Source organism: Kutzneria sp. NPDC051319, assembly GCF_040682195.1.
Lineage (GTDB): Bacteria > Actinomycetota > Actinomycetes > Mycobacteriales > Pseudonocardiaceae > Kutzneria.
The window spans coordinates 248,632-261,572 of sequence record NZ_JBFBAM010000008.1 but is presented as its reverse complement, the minus strand read 5'-3'; the positions used below and the strand labels follow the sequence as shown (position 1 = coordinate 261,572).

13 protein-coding genes are annotated in these 12,941 nt (G+C 70.0%); 6 read left to right on the top strand and 7 right to left on the bottom strand.

Translation table 11 applies throughout. From position 1 onward, the window contains the following. Window positions 1-116: 116 nt before the first annotated feature. A complete protein-coding gene (locus AB0M73_RS10980) occupies window positions 117-1,880 on the bottom strand; it encodes a glycosyl hydrolase family 18 protein (RefSeq protein WP_363889733.1) in 1,764 nt (587 codons plus the stop codon). Window positions 1,881-2,143: 263 nt separating this feature from the next. On the opposite strand from AB0M73_RS10980, the gene AB0M73_RS10975 reads away from it, so the two are divergent. Next, on the top strand, window positions 2,144-2,587 hold the full coding sequence (locus tag AB0M73_RS10975; RefSeq protein ID WP_363889732.1) for a MarR family transcriptional regulator: 444 nt from the start codon (window positions 2,144-2,146) through the stop codon (window positions 2,585-2,587). Here AB0M73_RS10975 and AB0M73_RS10970 read toward each other — a convergent pair. After that, on the bottom strand, window positions 2,574-3,338 hold the full coding sequence (locus tag AB0M73_RS10970; RefSeq protein ID WP_363889730.1) for a hypothetical protein: 765 nt from the start codon (window positions 3,336-3,338) through the stop codon (window positions 2,574-2,576). The genes AB0M73_RS10975 and AB0M73_RS10970 overlap by 14 nt on opposite strands. A 137-nt stretch (window positions 3,339-3,475) precedes the next feature. On the opposite strand from AB0M73_RS10970, the gene AB0M73_RS10965 reads away from it, so the two are divergent. Continuing rightward, complete coding sequence (locus AB0M73_RS10965; RefSeq protein ID WP_363889728.1) at window positions 3,476-4,168, top strand: hypothetical protein; 693 nt, start codon at window positions 3,476-3,478, stop codon at window positions 4,166-4,168. On the opposite strand, the gene AB0M73_RS10960 is transcribed toward AB0M73_RS10965, so the two are convergent. The 5 genes from AB0M73_RS10960 to AB0M73_RS10940 are packed head-to-tail and all read right to left on the bottom strand — an operon-like array spanning window position 4,153 to window position 9,263. After that, on the bottom strand, window positions 4,153-5,049 hold the full coding sequence (locus AB0M73_RS10960; protein WP_363889726.1) for an acyl-CoA dehydrogenase family protein: 897 nt from the start codon (window positions 5,047-5,049) through the stop codon (window positions 4,153-4,155). The genes AB0M73_RS10965 and AB0M73_RS10960 overlap by 16 nt on opposite strands. Beyond that, window positions 5,040-5,843 (bottom strand): acyl-CoA dehydrogenase family protein, encoded by an 804-nt coding sequence (locus tag AB0M73_RS10955; RefSeq protein WP_363889724.1) that lies wholly within the window; start codon window positions 5,841-5,843, stop codon window positions 5,040-5,042. Before AB0M73_RS10955 ends, AB0M73_RS10960 begins: the two co-directional genes overlap by 10 nt. Beyond that, window positions 5,840-6,946 carry an acyl-CoA dehydrogenase family protein gene (locus AB0M73_RS10950; protein WP_363889723.1) on the bottom strand — a complete coding sequence of 369 codons (1,107 nt, stop codon included), beginning with the start codon at window positions 6,944-6,946 and terminating at the stop codon, window positions 5,840-5,842. The genes AB0M73_RS10955 and AB0M73_RS10950 overlap by 4 nt, the downstream gene beginning before the upstream one ends. Window positions 6,947-6,984: 38 nt before the next feature. Beyond that, complete coding sequence (locus tag AB0M73_RS10945; protein WP_363889720.1) at window positions 6,985-7,827, bottom strand: enoyl-CoA hydratase; 843 nt, start codon at window positions 7,825-7,827, stop codon at window positions 6,985-6,987. After that, a complete protein-coding gene (locus tag AB0M73_RS10940; protein ID WP_363889718.1) occupies window positions 7,824-9,263 on the bottom strand; it encodes a FadD3 family acyl-CoA ligase in 1,440 nt (479 codons plus the stop codon). The genes AB0M73_RS10945 and AB0M73_RS10940 overlap by 4 nt, the downstream gene beginning before the upstream one ends. A gap of 44 nt (window positions 9,264-9,307) precedes the next feature. On the opposite strand from AB0M73_RS10940, the gene AB0M73_RS10935 reads away from it, so the two are divergent. The 4 genes from AB0M73_RS10935 to AB0M73_RS10920 are packed head-to-tail and all read left to right on the top strand — an operon-like array spanning window position 9,308 to window position 12,927. Next, window positions 9,308-10,420, top strand: coding sequence for an acyl-CoA dehydrogenase family protein (locus AB0M73_RS10935; RefSeq protein ID WP_363889715.1), 1,113 nt, complete (start codon window positions 9,308-9,310; stop codon window positions 10,418-10,420). Further along, window positions 10,417-11,187, top strand: coding sequence for an SDR family oxidoreductase (locus AB0M73_RS10930; RefSeq protein WP_363889712.1), 771 nt, complete (start codon window positions 10,417-10,419; stop codon window positions 11,185-11,187). Before AB0M73_RS10935 ends, AB0M73_RS10930 begins: the two co-directional genes overlap by 4 nt. A gap of 8 nt (window positions 11,188-11,195) precedes the next feature. Beyond that, complete coding sequence (locus tag AB0M73_RS10925) at window positions 11,196-11,795, top strand: TetR/AcrR family transcriptional regulator (RefSeq protein WP_363889709.1); 600 nt, start codon at window positions 11,196-11,198, stop codon at window positions 11,793-11,795. Continuing rightward, window positions 11,773-12,927 carry an acetyl-CoA C-acetyltransferase gene (locus AB0M73_RS10920; RefSeq protein ID WP_363889706.1) on the top strand — a complete coding sequence of 385 codons (1,155 nt, stop codon included), beginning with the start codon at window positions 11,773-11,775 and terminating at the stop codon, window positions 12,925-12,927. Before AB0M73_RS10925 ends, AB0M73_RS10920 begins: the two co-directional genes overlap by 23 nt. Window positions 12,928-12,941: the final 14 nt, after the last annotated feature.

The window sequence follows — 12,941 nt, the reverse complement described above, 5'->3', positions numbered from 1 at the left end:
CTCGTGCCTCCATGGGGTGAGCGATCCTTGCGGATCTCGAAGTCCATCGCGTTCCCGACGATCGGGTGTTGCGACGACTCCTAGAACCCAAGGTGTCGGACGGGGGCCGGGAACCACTAGGAGACGGCGAAGTCGTCCGCGTAGACGGCGCCCTGGGCGTACCAGCCGTGCACGTAGACGGTGACGGCGCCGGAAGCGCCGGTGGTGAACGGAATCGTGAGCTGGGTGTAGCCGCTGGACGAGGTCCAGGTCTCGGCGCTGGCCCCGCCCTTGACGCCGGCGTAGGCGAAGTTGCCGCGCACCCACACGGTCAGCTTGTGGCTGGCGTTGGGGGACACGGTGATCGTCTGGTCGCACTCACCGGTCTGGCTGTTGGTGGCGGCGACGGACAGCGCGTGAGTGCCGCCGTGTACCGGGGTGGAGACGACCGCGCCGCCGGCCTGGCAGGTCCACGGGCTCAGCGCGCCGGTCTCCAGGCCGGGGTTGACGATCGCGCCGGGCGGCGGGGGAGGCGTGGTGCCGTTGACGGTCAGGGTGAACGTGGCGGAGTGGCTGGTGGAGCCGGCGGCGCCGGTGATGGTCAGCGGGTAGCTGCCGGGCGTCGCCGAGGAGGTCGTGTTCACGGTCAGTGTCGCCGTTCCGCCGGCCGACACCGAGGTGGGGCTGACCGAGGCGGTGACGCCGGCCGGTGCGCCGCTGACGCTGAGCGTGACGTTCTGCGCGGAACCGGTGGTGACAGCGGTCTTCACGGACGCGGTGGTGGAGCTGCCGGGGTTGACGGCGGCGGAGCCGGGCGTCACCGACACGGAGAAGTCGTTGGTGGGCGGGGTGGTGCTGCCGCTGGTGAACGGCGCGAAGACGTGGCTGAAGTCCCAGGTGTTCTGGGCGATGCCGGAGCAGCTGTCGCTGCCGCCGGTCCCCGGACAACCGCCGTTGTCACGCTGGAGGGCCCAGAAGGACAGCATGTTGATGCCCTTGGACACGGCCCAGTTGTAGACCGAGGTGGCGTTGGCGACGGTGAAGATCTCCGCCGGGCCGGTCTCGCCGCCGGTGCCGTAGTCGTCGCGGCCGGGCATCTCGGTGACGCCGACCATGGCGTAGCGCTGGGCCTCGGTCTTGCCCGGGTAGAGCTGCCCGAGCTGGCCGACCAGGCCGGCGACCGCGGTCTGGGTGTCCTTGGCCATGTCGTGCTGGGCGTTGTCGTAGTAGTCGAACGTCATCAGGTTGACGACGTCGATCCGGGCCTGGTTGGACACGGCGTTCTGCAGCACGTTGAAGCCGGTGTCCAGGCCGGTGGGCGTGGTCGGCAGGGTGTAGGAGAACTGGAGGTTGCGGCCGTTGGCCGCGGCCCAGTCCTCGGCCATCTTGATGGCCTTGTTGCGGCGGTCGATGCCGGCGCTGTTGGTGAGCGAGTCGACCTCGACGTCCAGGTCGATGCGGCTGATGTTGTACGTGGTGACCAGGCTCTCGAAGCCGGCGGCGATCTTCGAGACGTCGGTGCAGCTGTCGGCCAGCTCGGTGTTGGTGGTGTCGGCGGTGTAGCCGCCCAGCGACGGGATGGCGTCGCCGCCGGCGGCCTGCAGCGCGGCGATCTCGGTGCCGAAGCTGCCGGACCCGATGGCGGTGGTGCCGTCCCACAGCAGGGTGCAGGAGCCGGCGCTGGCGGTCTGCAGGAAGGCGAAGGTCAGGTACTTGACGCCGGCCTGCTTGGCCATCGCCGAGGGGCTCTGACCGTCCTGATAGGTCTCGAAGTACGGGGCGAACACATGCGTCGGCAGGGGAGTGGCCTTCGGCGTGACCGCGGCGTCGGCGCTCGCGACCAGGCCGGCTACCGAGACGGCGGCCACGGCCGCGCTCAGTAATGCCGTTCTCAAACGCATCCTTGCTCCAGGGGTGGGCGGGATAAGGACATGGCAGCGGCCTGCTCACAATTGGACTAGACCACCGGTCGTGTCAAGGGACCGAACGGCGGAGCCGCCCTCTCGACCAGGGGTTCAGGCCCCACAGGGGGCCGAGCCGCGCGGCCGGAGCACACGCCATCGAACACGGCCGCCGACGTTTCGGGCGTTCCGGGCCTCCCGTTCGATCACGGGATCCGCGTCGCGTGTTCCGGCCGGGGCGGGGTGCGGCTACGCTCCCGCGAATGTCGTCCCGGACCACCTCGGCGCGTATCGAAGCCGCGATCGGGCAGCTGCTGCGTCGCAGCACCCGAGCCCACCTGTACGACAACATGGTCGCCGGCCTGGACGGAGTGGACGCCACGACCTATCCCGTGCTCAGCGGCGTCGCCCGCTGGCAGCCGATCAGCGCGACCAACCTGGCGCAGGAGATCGGCATCGACCGCACCGCGACCACCCGCTACGCCAGCCGACTGCAGCAGGCCGGCCTGGTCGACCGGGTCCCCGACCCCTCCGACGCCCGGGCCACGCTGCTCCGCCTGACCCCGGCCGGCGACCAGATCGTGGAGACCATGCGCGACCGGCTGGTCGGCCACCTGGAGGCGGCCACCGCCGATTGGCCGGACGAGGAGGCGCAGCGGTTCGCAGTGTCCCTCGAACGGCTGGTCGACACCCTCAGCCGGCGATGACGCGCGCGGCCGACACCGGCCGTTCCTCCACGCCGAAAACGCCGGTCGAGCTGGAGTTCACGCTCCAGCGGTAGCGGGTGAACTCGCCGGTTCGCTCGGAGGCGTAGAACATCATGTGGCCGTAGCCGACGCCCTGCGACTGCTGCTCGCCGACGATTCGCGTGTCGGGGAAATCCTCGTAATTGCCGACGCCGGCCAGGCCGTGCGGTTCCGCGGTGCAGTCGGCGACCTGCACGGCGTACTGGATCTCGCCCTCGAAATTGAGGCGCGGATTGGGGGCGACGTAGACGCCGCGCATTCGGCGCACCATCACCACGTGGCCGGTGTTGGTCTCCTGCGCATTGGCGTAGTCGATGGCGATCAGGTCGCCGGGCCGCAGGTCGGCCACGCGTGCGACCGGCCTGAACCGCCTCGTTCCACCGGCGGCGAAAACACGCTGGTAGTCGCGGGCGAAAGGGCTGATGCTGTCGAAATGCCGGGCGAAATACCTCGACCGGGCCCAGGAAGGATGGGCTCGCCGCAGCACGGCCGTGATGAACGAGGCGCACTGGCTCTGGTTGGACCAGCCGGCGGGCTCGCCCGGCACGCCCCAGGTCACCACGTTGGGCTCGTCGGGCTCCTTGTACAGGTTGACGCCGGCGCCGGGCAGCATCAGGTGGTCGATGAGCGTCTCGGCCTCGGCCAGGTGCGCCACCACCACGCGGCGGGGTCTGAGCAGGTGGCGGGCCGTAGCCAGGTCGGCTGCGTGCACGTCGTGTCCTCCTTGGATGATCCGCAGACACCCTAGATGGTCGCCGCGCAGCCGTGACGCAACCCTGCCGCAACCCGGGCGTGATGCTGTGATCCACGCCAGTTGGGGGCAGCCCTCTCCAGACGTCAGGAGACACCGTGACGATGACGAATGTGGTGCCCCGCGGCGACACCGTGCTGCGGTCGGTGCTGCACCTCGCCGACCTCGCCCCTCATGCCGGCGGCTATCAGTGGCGCCTCAGCGACGGCGCCGCCCACCTGCACGTGGACACGCCGGACAGTCCGGCCCACGTGCTGCGCGGTGTCGGCGCCGTGCTGCACCACCTGCGGATCGCGTTGGCCGCCGCCGGTTGGGGCGCTCTGATCGGGCGGGGCACGGTTCCGTCCGATCAGACCCACATCGCCTCGGTTCGCGCCGTACGCCAGCAGCCCACGACCGAGCAGGTGGCGATGGCCGCGGCGATCAGCGTCCGCAGCAGCGAGGACGCCGACTACAGCGAGGCGGCGGTGCCGTGGACGGTGCTGAACCGCCTCGCCGCCCAGGCTCGGGCCGAGGGGGCGCAGCTGGACGTGGTGCTCGACCACGGAACGCGGCTGCGCATGCTCCGGCGCTCGCGGTCGCTGCAGAACGCCGGTGTGGTCGTGGTGATCGGGGTTCGCGAGGGAGAGGAGATCGCGGCCGGCGCGGCGTTGAGTGCGGTGCTGCTCATGGGCACGGTGTGGGGGCTGCTCGGCTGTCAGCTGCCCGTGCGGCCTGTCGTTGCCCGGCAGGTGGTTGGTCCCGACCTGGTGCCGCAGGTCGTGCTGAGACTCGGTTATCCCCGCACCTGATACGCGCGGAGGTGCTCGGCGGGATGGCCGAACAGGAACGCGGCGCCGTGCGCTCTCTTGAAGTAGCGCTGGGCGTCGTGTTCCCATGTGATGGCGATCCCGCCGTGCAGCTGCACCATCTCCGCCGCGACCTGCTGGAGCGCCTCCGAGCAGTAGACCTTGGCCTCGACCGGGTGCTCGGTGTCGTACGCGGCCGAACGAGCGGTCTCGACCAGCACGTGCATGTCGGCCAGGCGGTGTTTGACCGCCTGGAAGCTGCCGATGGGCCGGCCGAACTGGACCCGTTGCCGGGCGTGCTCGATGGTCATCTCCAGGCATCTCGCCGCCGTGCCGGCCTGCTCGGCGGCGAGTGCCGAGAGGGCGAAGTTCCGGACCCGGGCCTCGTCGTAGGGGCCGATCGGATCGGCCGGCTCGTCGACAACAACTGTTGTCAGCCGTCGGGACTCGTCCATGGTGTTCACGCGGTCGATCCGGGCCTGGTCGGGTCGCATCTCGTACAGCACGCCACCCCGGCCCACCAGCAGAATCTCGGCGTGATCGGCGTCGAGGACGTACTTCTCGCCCTCCGGGCACCAGGCGGCGACGCGTCCGGCCGCGATCTCCGACAACAGTCGTTCAGACGCTTGGGTGTTGTTGGTGGCCAGCACCGCCTCGGCGGCGATCGCGGTGGCCAGCAACGGTGTCGGGGCCAGCGTCCGGCCGAGTTGCTCCAGGACGACCTGGAGCTCGGTGAGGGTCGCGCCGCTGCCGCCGTACTGCTCGGGGATGGCCAGGCTCGGCGCTCCGATCTCGCACAGCTTGGGCCACAGGTCGTCCGGCTCCTTGGCCAGGAGCCGGGCGACGGTGTCCTGCAGCGCCAGCTGTTCTTCCGTCAGCCACATAGCGCCGCCATCAGCCGTTCCCGGTGGTACGCCTCGGTTCCCCACGCCGTCACCAGCGCGCGGACCTTCAGCAGCCAGCGGCTCAGGTCGAATTCCGCCGTGTAGCCGATCGCCCCGTGGATCTGCAACGCGGTGCGCATCGCCCGGTACGCCGCCTGGCCGGCGGCGATCTTCGCCGCTGAGACGTCACGCGGGCTCATCGTCACCGCCGCGCCGAACACCAGCGGCTCGGCCAGTTCCAGTCCCACGTGGACGTCGGCCAGCTGGTGCTTTACCGCCTGGAAGCTGCCGATGGCCTTGCCGAACTGCTTGCGCTGCAAGGCATAGTCACGGGTCCGCTCCAGCAGTGTGCGACCCAGTCCCACCAGCTGCGCCGAACAGGCGAGAACACCCCGGTCGAACGCCTCCGGGTCCACCGGTCCCACCGCTTCACCCAGCCGAAACCCGTGCAGTCGCCTCGTCGGGTCCACCGACTTCTGTGGATCCCCAAGCGTCACCCGATGGCGTACGTCGTCGACGATCGCGTAGGTGTTCTCCGCGTTGTCCACGACGTAGGGAACGTGTGGCTCCCAGGCCAGCGTGGACGAGGGTTCCCGCAGCACGGCGAACGACTCCACGACGGGCCCCGGCACGGCGGCGCGGCCCAGTTCCAGGAACGCCACCACCAGATCCGGTCCCGATTCGACCTCGTGGACGCCCAGTGCCAGCAGCGTGTCCCATTCTGTCGACTGCTTGAGGGCATCCCTCAGCGCTTGGGCGAACTGCCGCTGCTCATCGGACAGGGTGAACTTCATCGCGGCAGCCCCAGAAGTCGTTCGGCGACGACATTGCGCTGGATCTCGTTCGTGCCGGCGTAGATCGGGCCGGCCAGCGCGAACAGGTAGCCGTCCAGCCATGGTCCGGCCAGTTCCGCCTTGGTGCCCAACAACTCCAGGGCAGTCTCGTGCAGATCCAGGTCGAGCTTCGACCAGAACAGCTTGGTGACGCTGGCCTCCGCGCCGATCGGCCGGTCCAACGAGCCGAAGACATGCAGGCGATAGGCCTGCGCCCCCATCCAGGCGTCCAGAACCTTGTTGCGCAGCGCGGTGTCGGTCGGGTCGCCGATTTCGCGCCACAACGTGAGCAGACGGTCCGCCGCTGCGCAGAACCGGCCGGGACTGCGCAGCGACAGACCTCGTTCGTTGCCCGCGGTGCTCATCGCGACGCGCCAGCCTGCACCTGGCTCGCCGAGCACATCCGCGTCCGGCACGAACACCTCGTCCAGGAAGATCTCGGCGAAGCCGGCCTCCCCGTCGAGCTGGGGGATGGGCCGCACCGTCACCCCCGGAGCCCTCAGATCGAACAGGAAGTACGTCAGTCCCCGATGCCGCTCCGCGTCCGGCTCCGTCCGAAACAGCCCGAACCCCTTGTCGGCGAATGCCGCTCTCGAACTCCAGGTCTTCTGTCCACTCAGCAGCCAGCCGCCATCCGTTCGAATGCCGCGGCTGCGGATCGCCGCCAGATCGCTCCCCGCTTCGGGTTCTGACCACGCCTGCGCCCAGATGTCCTCCGCCCGAGCCATCCTGGGCAACAACCGGTTCTGCTGTTCTTCCGTGCCGTGGGCGTACAGCGTCGGGGCGAGTAGGAAGATCCCGTTCTGCGCCACCCTTCCTGGCGCCCCTGCCGCCCAGTACTCCTCTTCGAACACCAGCCACTCGGTCAGGGACGCCCCTCGCCCGCCGTGCTCCTGCGGCCACGACACCGCAGACAGCCGCGCCTTGGCCAGCGTCCGCTCCCATTCGCGGTGCTGCTCGAAGCCGTCGGCCGTGTCCATTGAGGACAGATGCCCGGAAACGTTGTCGTGGAGCCATATTCGGACCTCGCGGCGGAAGTCCAGGTCGTGGTCATCAAGATCCATGGGGACCTCGCAGCGGCGTGACGACCCCGGCCGTCGCCTCACTTTTCACTGGCACCCCTCATCGCCTTCGCGTCCATGCCGGCCAGCGAGTCCTTGGACACCTCGGCGTTGTGGGCGTGGGCCAGGTGGTGCAGGCCGAACACCGAGTCCATGCCCGACCGCATGCCCATCTGGTCCTCGGCCTGGTTGACGGCCTTCTTGGTCAGGGCCAGGCCGAAGGCGGGCATCTGGGCGATGCGCGCGGCGAAGGCGTCCACGGTGTCCCGGAGCTCGGCACGGGGCACGACCCGGTTGACCATGCCCCACTCGTAGGCCCGCTGGGCGGTGAAGCGGTCGCCGGTGAAGAGGATCTCCTTGGCGGCGCGGGGGCCGAGGACCCAGGGGTGGGCGAAGTACTCGACGCCGGGAATGCCCATGCGCACCACGGGGTCGGCGAAGAAGGCGTCGTCGGAGGCCACGATCAGGTCGCAGACCCAGGCCAGCATGAGGCCGCCGGCGATGCAGGCGCCCTGGACCATGGCGATCACGGGCTTGGGGATCTCCCGCCACCGCCGGCACATGCCGAGGTAGACCTCGGACTCGCGGGCGAAGCGCTGATCGCCGCCGGGCTTGTCGACGTGGTCCCACCACAGCACGGCCTTGCGCTCGTAGGAGACGTCGACGTCACGGCCGGGAGTGCCGATGTCGTGCCCGGCGGAGAAGTGGTCGCCGGCGCCGGCCAGCACGATGACCGACACCTCGTCGTCGTTGACGGCGCGCTCGAAGGCGGCGTCGAGGGCGTAGGTCATGACGGAGTTCTGGGCGTTGCGGTACCGCGGCCGGTTCATGGTCACGGTGGCGACGGGGCCGTTGCGCTCGTACAGCACGACTTCCTCGGTCACGGGGCCTCCTCGCGTAACGAGCGTTTGAGCACCTTGCCGGAAGGGTTGCGGGGCAGCGAAGCCAGGAACGCCACGTGTCGTGGCACCTTGAAGTTGGCCAGCAGGCCGCGGCAGTGCTCGATGACGTCCTCGGTGGACAGTTCGGTGGTCGTGACGACGAAGGCCTTGCCGACCTCGCCCAGACGGTCGTCGGGCACGCCGATCACCGCGGACTCGGTGACGCCGTCCAGCCGGGCCAGCGCCTGCTCGACCTCGGCCGGATAGACGTTGAAGCCGCCGCAGACGTACATGTCCTTGAGGCGGTCGGTGATCGTCAGGTAGCCGCGATCGTCGAGGACGCCGACATCGCCGGTGTGCAGCCACCCCTCGGCGTCGATGGCCTCGGCGGTCGCGGTGGCGTCGTCGAGGTAGCCGATCATGACGTTGGGACCGCGCAGCAGGATCTCGCCGGTCGGGGCGATGCGCACCTCGAAGTCGGCGGTCGCACGGCCGGAGGTGTGCGAGACGGTCTCGGCGTCGTCGTCGGGACGGCACATGGTCGCCACCACGGCCTCGGTCAGCCCGTACGCGGTGAGCACGGTGCCGAAGCGCTTCTGCATCTGCTCGGCCAGCGTGACGGGAACGGGCGCGGCGCCGGTGACGGCCAGCCGCAACGTGTCGCAGCCGGGGCGGGACAGCAGCGTCTGATAGATCGTCGGCGGCCCGGGCAGGATGGTGATCCCTTCCTGCTCCACCAGCTCGATCGTGCGGGCGACGTCGAACACCGCCTGCGGCACGAGGGTGGCGCCGGTCAGCAGGCAGACGAGAATCCCGGCCTTGTAACCGAAGCTGTGGAAGAACGGGTTGATCACCAGATACCGGTCGTCGGCCACGACGTTGCCGCAGTCGGCCCACGCGGCGGCGACGGCGAGGGCCTGGCGGTGCGCGCTCATCGCACCCTTGCTGCGGCCGGTGGTGCCGGAGGTGAAGAGGATGTCGCTGATGTCGTCGGCCTGCACCGGGGCGGCGTCGACCTCGTCGGTGAACGACCAGTCGCCGGTGGTCAGCACGAATTCCGGCACACCGCCGAGCTCCTGCAACTCGGCAAGGCGGTTGCGGCCCAGGAAATCCGTGGCCACGACGAGGGCGGCGGCGTCGCTGCGGGAGATGACGTCCAGCATCTCCGTGGCGGTGAAGCGGGTGTTGAGGGGCACGAGGATGCCGCCGGCGTAGCTGGCGCCGAGGGCGGCGACGACCCAGTGCCATGTGTTGGGGGCGCAGATCGCCACCCGGTCGCCCGGGCGCAGGCCGCCGGCGGTGTAGGCCGCGGCGACCTGGCGGACGCGTGTGCGCAGGTCACGGTAGGTGAGGCGCACCTCGCCGTCGACGAGGGCCTCGTTGTCGCCGAAGCGCTCCGCGGCCGAGTCGACGGCCGCAGGAATGGTGCCGGGTGCCACAACACCTCCTACCAAGCAACTGCTTGGTAGGCTAGCCTACGGTCATGGCGGTGACCAGATCCGAGATCCGGCGGTGGCTCGCCGAGCATCTCGTCGGGCGCTTCGCCGAGCTCAAGGGGCTCGGCGGGCCCGGCCGCGAGCACGAGGCGTTCGCCGAGCGGCTGGACTGGGAACGCCACCTGGCCGCCCACGGCTGGACCTGCCCGGCCTGGCCGGTCGAGCACGGCGGCCGCGGCATGACCTTTGACGAGCAGGTCGCCTTCCACGAGGAGTACGCCCTCGCCGACGCGCCCGCGCGGGTGAACCACCTGGGCGAGAACCTGCTCGGCCCCACGCTGATCGATCTGGGCACCGCGCGACAGAAGGCCCGTTTCCTGCCGAAGATCAGGGCCGTCGAGGAACTCTGGTGCCAGGGCTATTCCGAGCCCGGCGCGGGCTCCGACCTCGCCGCCGTCGCCACCTCGGCCCGGCTCGTCGACGACCAGTGGGTGATCACCGGGCAGAAGGTGTGGACCTCGCTGGCTCATGTCGCCGACTGGTGCTTCGTGCTGGCTCGCACGACCCCGGGAGCGTTGGGGCACAAGGGTTTGTCCTATCTGCTGGTGCCGATGAGGCAGCCCGGCGTCGAGGTGCGGCCAATCCGCCAGCTCACCGGCACCGCCGAGTTCAACGAGGTCTTCTTCGACGACGCGCGAACCGACAAGGACCTTGTGGTCGGCGAGCCCGGCGGCGGTTGGGCGGTCGCGATGGCCACGCTGGCGTACGAAAGAGGCGTGTCGACCCTGGGACAGCAGGTCGGTTTCCGGCATGAGCTGGACGCCGTGGGGGCACTGGCCGACCCGGAAGACGCTGTGCTCCAAGAACAACTGGCTCGCGCGGCGGTCGAGCTGAGTGTCATGCGCTCGCATGCCCTGCGTACCAGGGGATCCGATCCGTCGGTGAGCAAGCTGCTGTGGGCCGGCTGGCACCGGCGGCTGGGTGAGCTGGCCATGCGGGCCCGCGGCGCGGAGTCGATGGTCATGGGCGACGACCTCGACCAGTGGCAGCGGCTCTACCTGTTCAGCCGGGCCGACACCATCTACGGCGGCTCCGACGAGATCCAGCGCAACATCATCGCGGAACGGGTGCTCGGCCTGCCCAGGGAGGCGCGCGGATGATTGACTACGTGCCCGGCCACAACTTGTTGGCGGACAAGGCGGTCGTCGTCACGGCGGCGGCCGGCACCGGCATCGGGTCGGCGGTCGCGCAGCGGTGCCTCGAAGAGGGCGCCAGGGTCCTGATCAGCGACTGGCACGAGCGCCGGCTCGGCGAGACGCTGGACAAGCTCGCCGTCGACCACGGGGACCGGGTGGCCGCGACAACATGTGATGTCACGGACGAGGCCCAGGTCCAGGCCCTGATCGACACCGCGGTGAGCACCTTCGGCCGGCTCGACGTGATGATCAACAACGCCGGTCTCGGCGGCACGAAGTCCGTGCTCGACATGGCCGACGACGAGTGGTCGCGGGTGCTCGACGTGACCCTCAACGGCACCTTCCGCTGCACCCGGGCCGCCCTGAGGACCATGGTCGACCAGGGCGGCGGCGCGATCGTCAACAACGCCTCGGTGATCGGCTGGCGGTCCCAGGCGGGCCAGGCCCACTACGCCGCGGCCAAGGCCGGTGTCATGGCCCTCACCCGATGCGCCGCCGCCGACGTCGCCGCCCACGGCATCCGCGTCAACGCCGTCGCGCCCAGCCTGGCGATGCATCCCTTCCTGGCCAAGGTGACCAGCGAGGAGCTGCTCACCGAACTGACCGGGCGGGAGGCCTTCGGCAGGGCGGCGCAGCCGTGGGAAGTGGCCAATGCCATGGTGTTCCTCGCCAGCGACTACGCCTCGTACCTGACGGGCGAGGTCCTGTCGGTCAGCAGCCAGCACCCCTGAGGAGAACCATGAGCCGTCGAGCCGAGCTGCTCGCGCTGGCCGCGAGGATGTTCGCCGAGCGCGGCTTCCTCGCCACCACGGTGCGGGACATCGCCGACGCCGCCGGCATCCTGTCCGGCAGTCTGTACCACCACTTCGACTCCAAGGAGTCGATGGTGGACGAGATCCTGCGCGGCTTCCTGGACGGCCTGTTCGGCAGCTACCGGGAGATCCTGGCCGCCGGCGAGCCGCCCCGGCAGGCGTTGGAAGCAGTTGTCGTCGCCTCGTTCGAGTGCATCGACCGCAGCCACGACGCCGTCGCCATCTACCAGCGGGAGGCCGCCTACCTCTCGCAGTTCGACCGGTTCGGCTACCTGGCCGACCGCAACACCGAGTTCCGCAAGATGTGGGTCGGGCTGCTGGAGCAGGGCATCCGGGACGGGGCGTTCCGCGACGACCTGGACGTGGAGCTGGTCTACCGGTTCATCCGCGACACGGTGTGGGTGGCCGTGCGCTGGTACCACCCGGGCGGTGCGCTCACCGCGGACGCCGTGGCCCGGCAGTACCTGTCGATCGTGCTGGACGGCATAGCGCAAGGGAGGGCCGATGGCCCAGGCGTACCTGGTTGACGCGGTGCGGACGCCGGTCGGCAGGCGCGGTGGCGGACTCAGCCACCTGCACCCGGCCGACCTGGGCGCCCGCGCCATCGAGGGACTGCTCGCGCGGGTGAACGTGGACCCGGGCGAGGTCGAGGACGTGATCTTCGGCTGCGTGGACACGGTCGGCGGGCAGGCCGGCGACGTGGCCCGCACGGCCTGGCTGGCCGCCGGGTTCCCGGAGGAGGTGCCGGGCGTGACCGTGGACCGGCAGTGCGGCTCCAGCCAGCAGGCGCTGCACTTCGCGGCCCAAGCCGTGCTCAGCGGGACGGCCGATCTCGTGGTGGCCGGCGGCGTGCAGAGCATGAGCCGGATCCCGATCGGCGCGGCGATGACCGTGGGCGAGCAGTTCGGCTTCCCGACGCCGTACGAGGGCTGCGACGGCTGGGCCCACCGCTACGGATCCGAGGAGGTCTCGCAGTTCCGGGCGGCCGACCTGATCGCCGAGCGGTGGGAGCTGAGCCGGGAGGAGATGGAGGAGTTCGCCTTCCGCAGCCACGCGCGGGCCATCGAAGCCGTGGACAATGGTCATTTCGCCGGCGAGATCGTGCCCGTCGACGGGATGGAGATCGACGAGGGCCCGCGCCGCGACACCAGCATGGAGAAGATGGCGTCGCTGAAGACGTTGCGGCCCGACGGCCGGGTCACGGCCGCCCTGGCCAGCCAGATCTCCGACGGGGCCAGCGCCGTCCTGGTCGCCTCCGAGGAAGCCGTTCGGACGCATCGCCTCAAGCCCCGCGCTCGCGTGCACCACCTGTCCGCCCGCGGCGCCGATCCGATCTTCATGCTGACCGCCCCCATCCGGGCCACCCGGCACGCGCTGGCCAAGGCCGGCATGACGATCGACGACATCGACCTGTTCGAGGTCAACGAGGCGTTCGCCAGCGTGGTCCTGGCCTGGGCCAAGGAGCTCAAGGTCGACCTCGACCGGGTCAACGTCAACGGCGGCGCCATCGCGCTGGGCCACCCCATCGGCGCCACCGGCGCCAAGCTGACCGCCACCCTGCTGTCGTCGCTGGAGCGGACCGGCGGCCGGTTCGGGCTGCAGACCATGTGCGAGGGCGGTGGCCAGGCCAACGTGACGATCATCGAACGGCTTGCCTAGCGGTCTAGGTTGGG

Bases quoted from the DNA above. Each gene is read 5' to 3' on its own strand.
- AB0M73_RS10980 (WP_363889733.1), bottom strand. From the start codon at position 1,880: ATGCGTTTGAGAACGGCATTACTGAGCGCGGCCGTGGCCGCCGTCTCG.
- AB0M73_RS10975 (WP_363889732.1), top strand. From the start codon at position 2,144: ATGTCGTCCCGGACCACCTCGGCGCGTATCGAAGCCGCGATCGGGCAG.
- AB0M73_RS10960 (WP_363889726.1), bottom strand. From the start codon at position 5,049: ATGTGGCTGACGGAAGAACAGCTGGCGCTGCAGGACACCGTCGCCCGG.
- AB0M73_RS10955 (WP_363889724.1), bottom strand. From the start codon at position 5,843: ATGAAGTTCACCCTGTCCGATGAGCAGCGGCAGTTCGCCCAAGCGCTG.
- AB0M73_RS10950 (WP_363889723.1), bottom strand. From the start codon at position 6,946: ATGGATCTTGATGACCACGACCTGGACTTCCGCCGCGAGGTCCGAATA.
- AB0M73_RS10935 (WP_363889715.1), top strand. From the start codon at position 9,308: ATGGCGGTGACCAGATCCGAGATCCGGCGGTGGCTCGCCGAGCATCTC.
- AB0M73_RS10930 (WP_363889712.1), top strand. From the start codon at position 10,417: ATGATTGACTACGTGCCCGGCCACAACTTGTTGGCGGACAAGGCGGTC.
- AB0M73_RS10925 (WP_363889709.1), top strand. From the start codon at position 11,196: ATGAGCCGTCGAGCCGAGCTGCTCGCGCTGGCCGCGAGGATGTTCGCC.
- AB0M73_RS10920 (WP_363889706.1), top strand. From the start codon at position 11,773: ATGGCCCAGGCGTACCTGGTTGACGCGGTGCGGACGCCGGTCGGCAGG.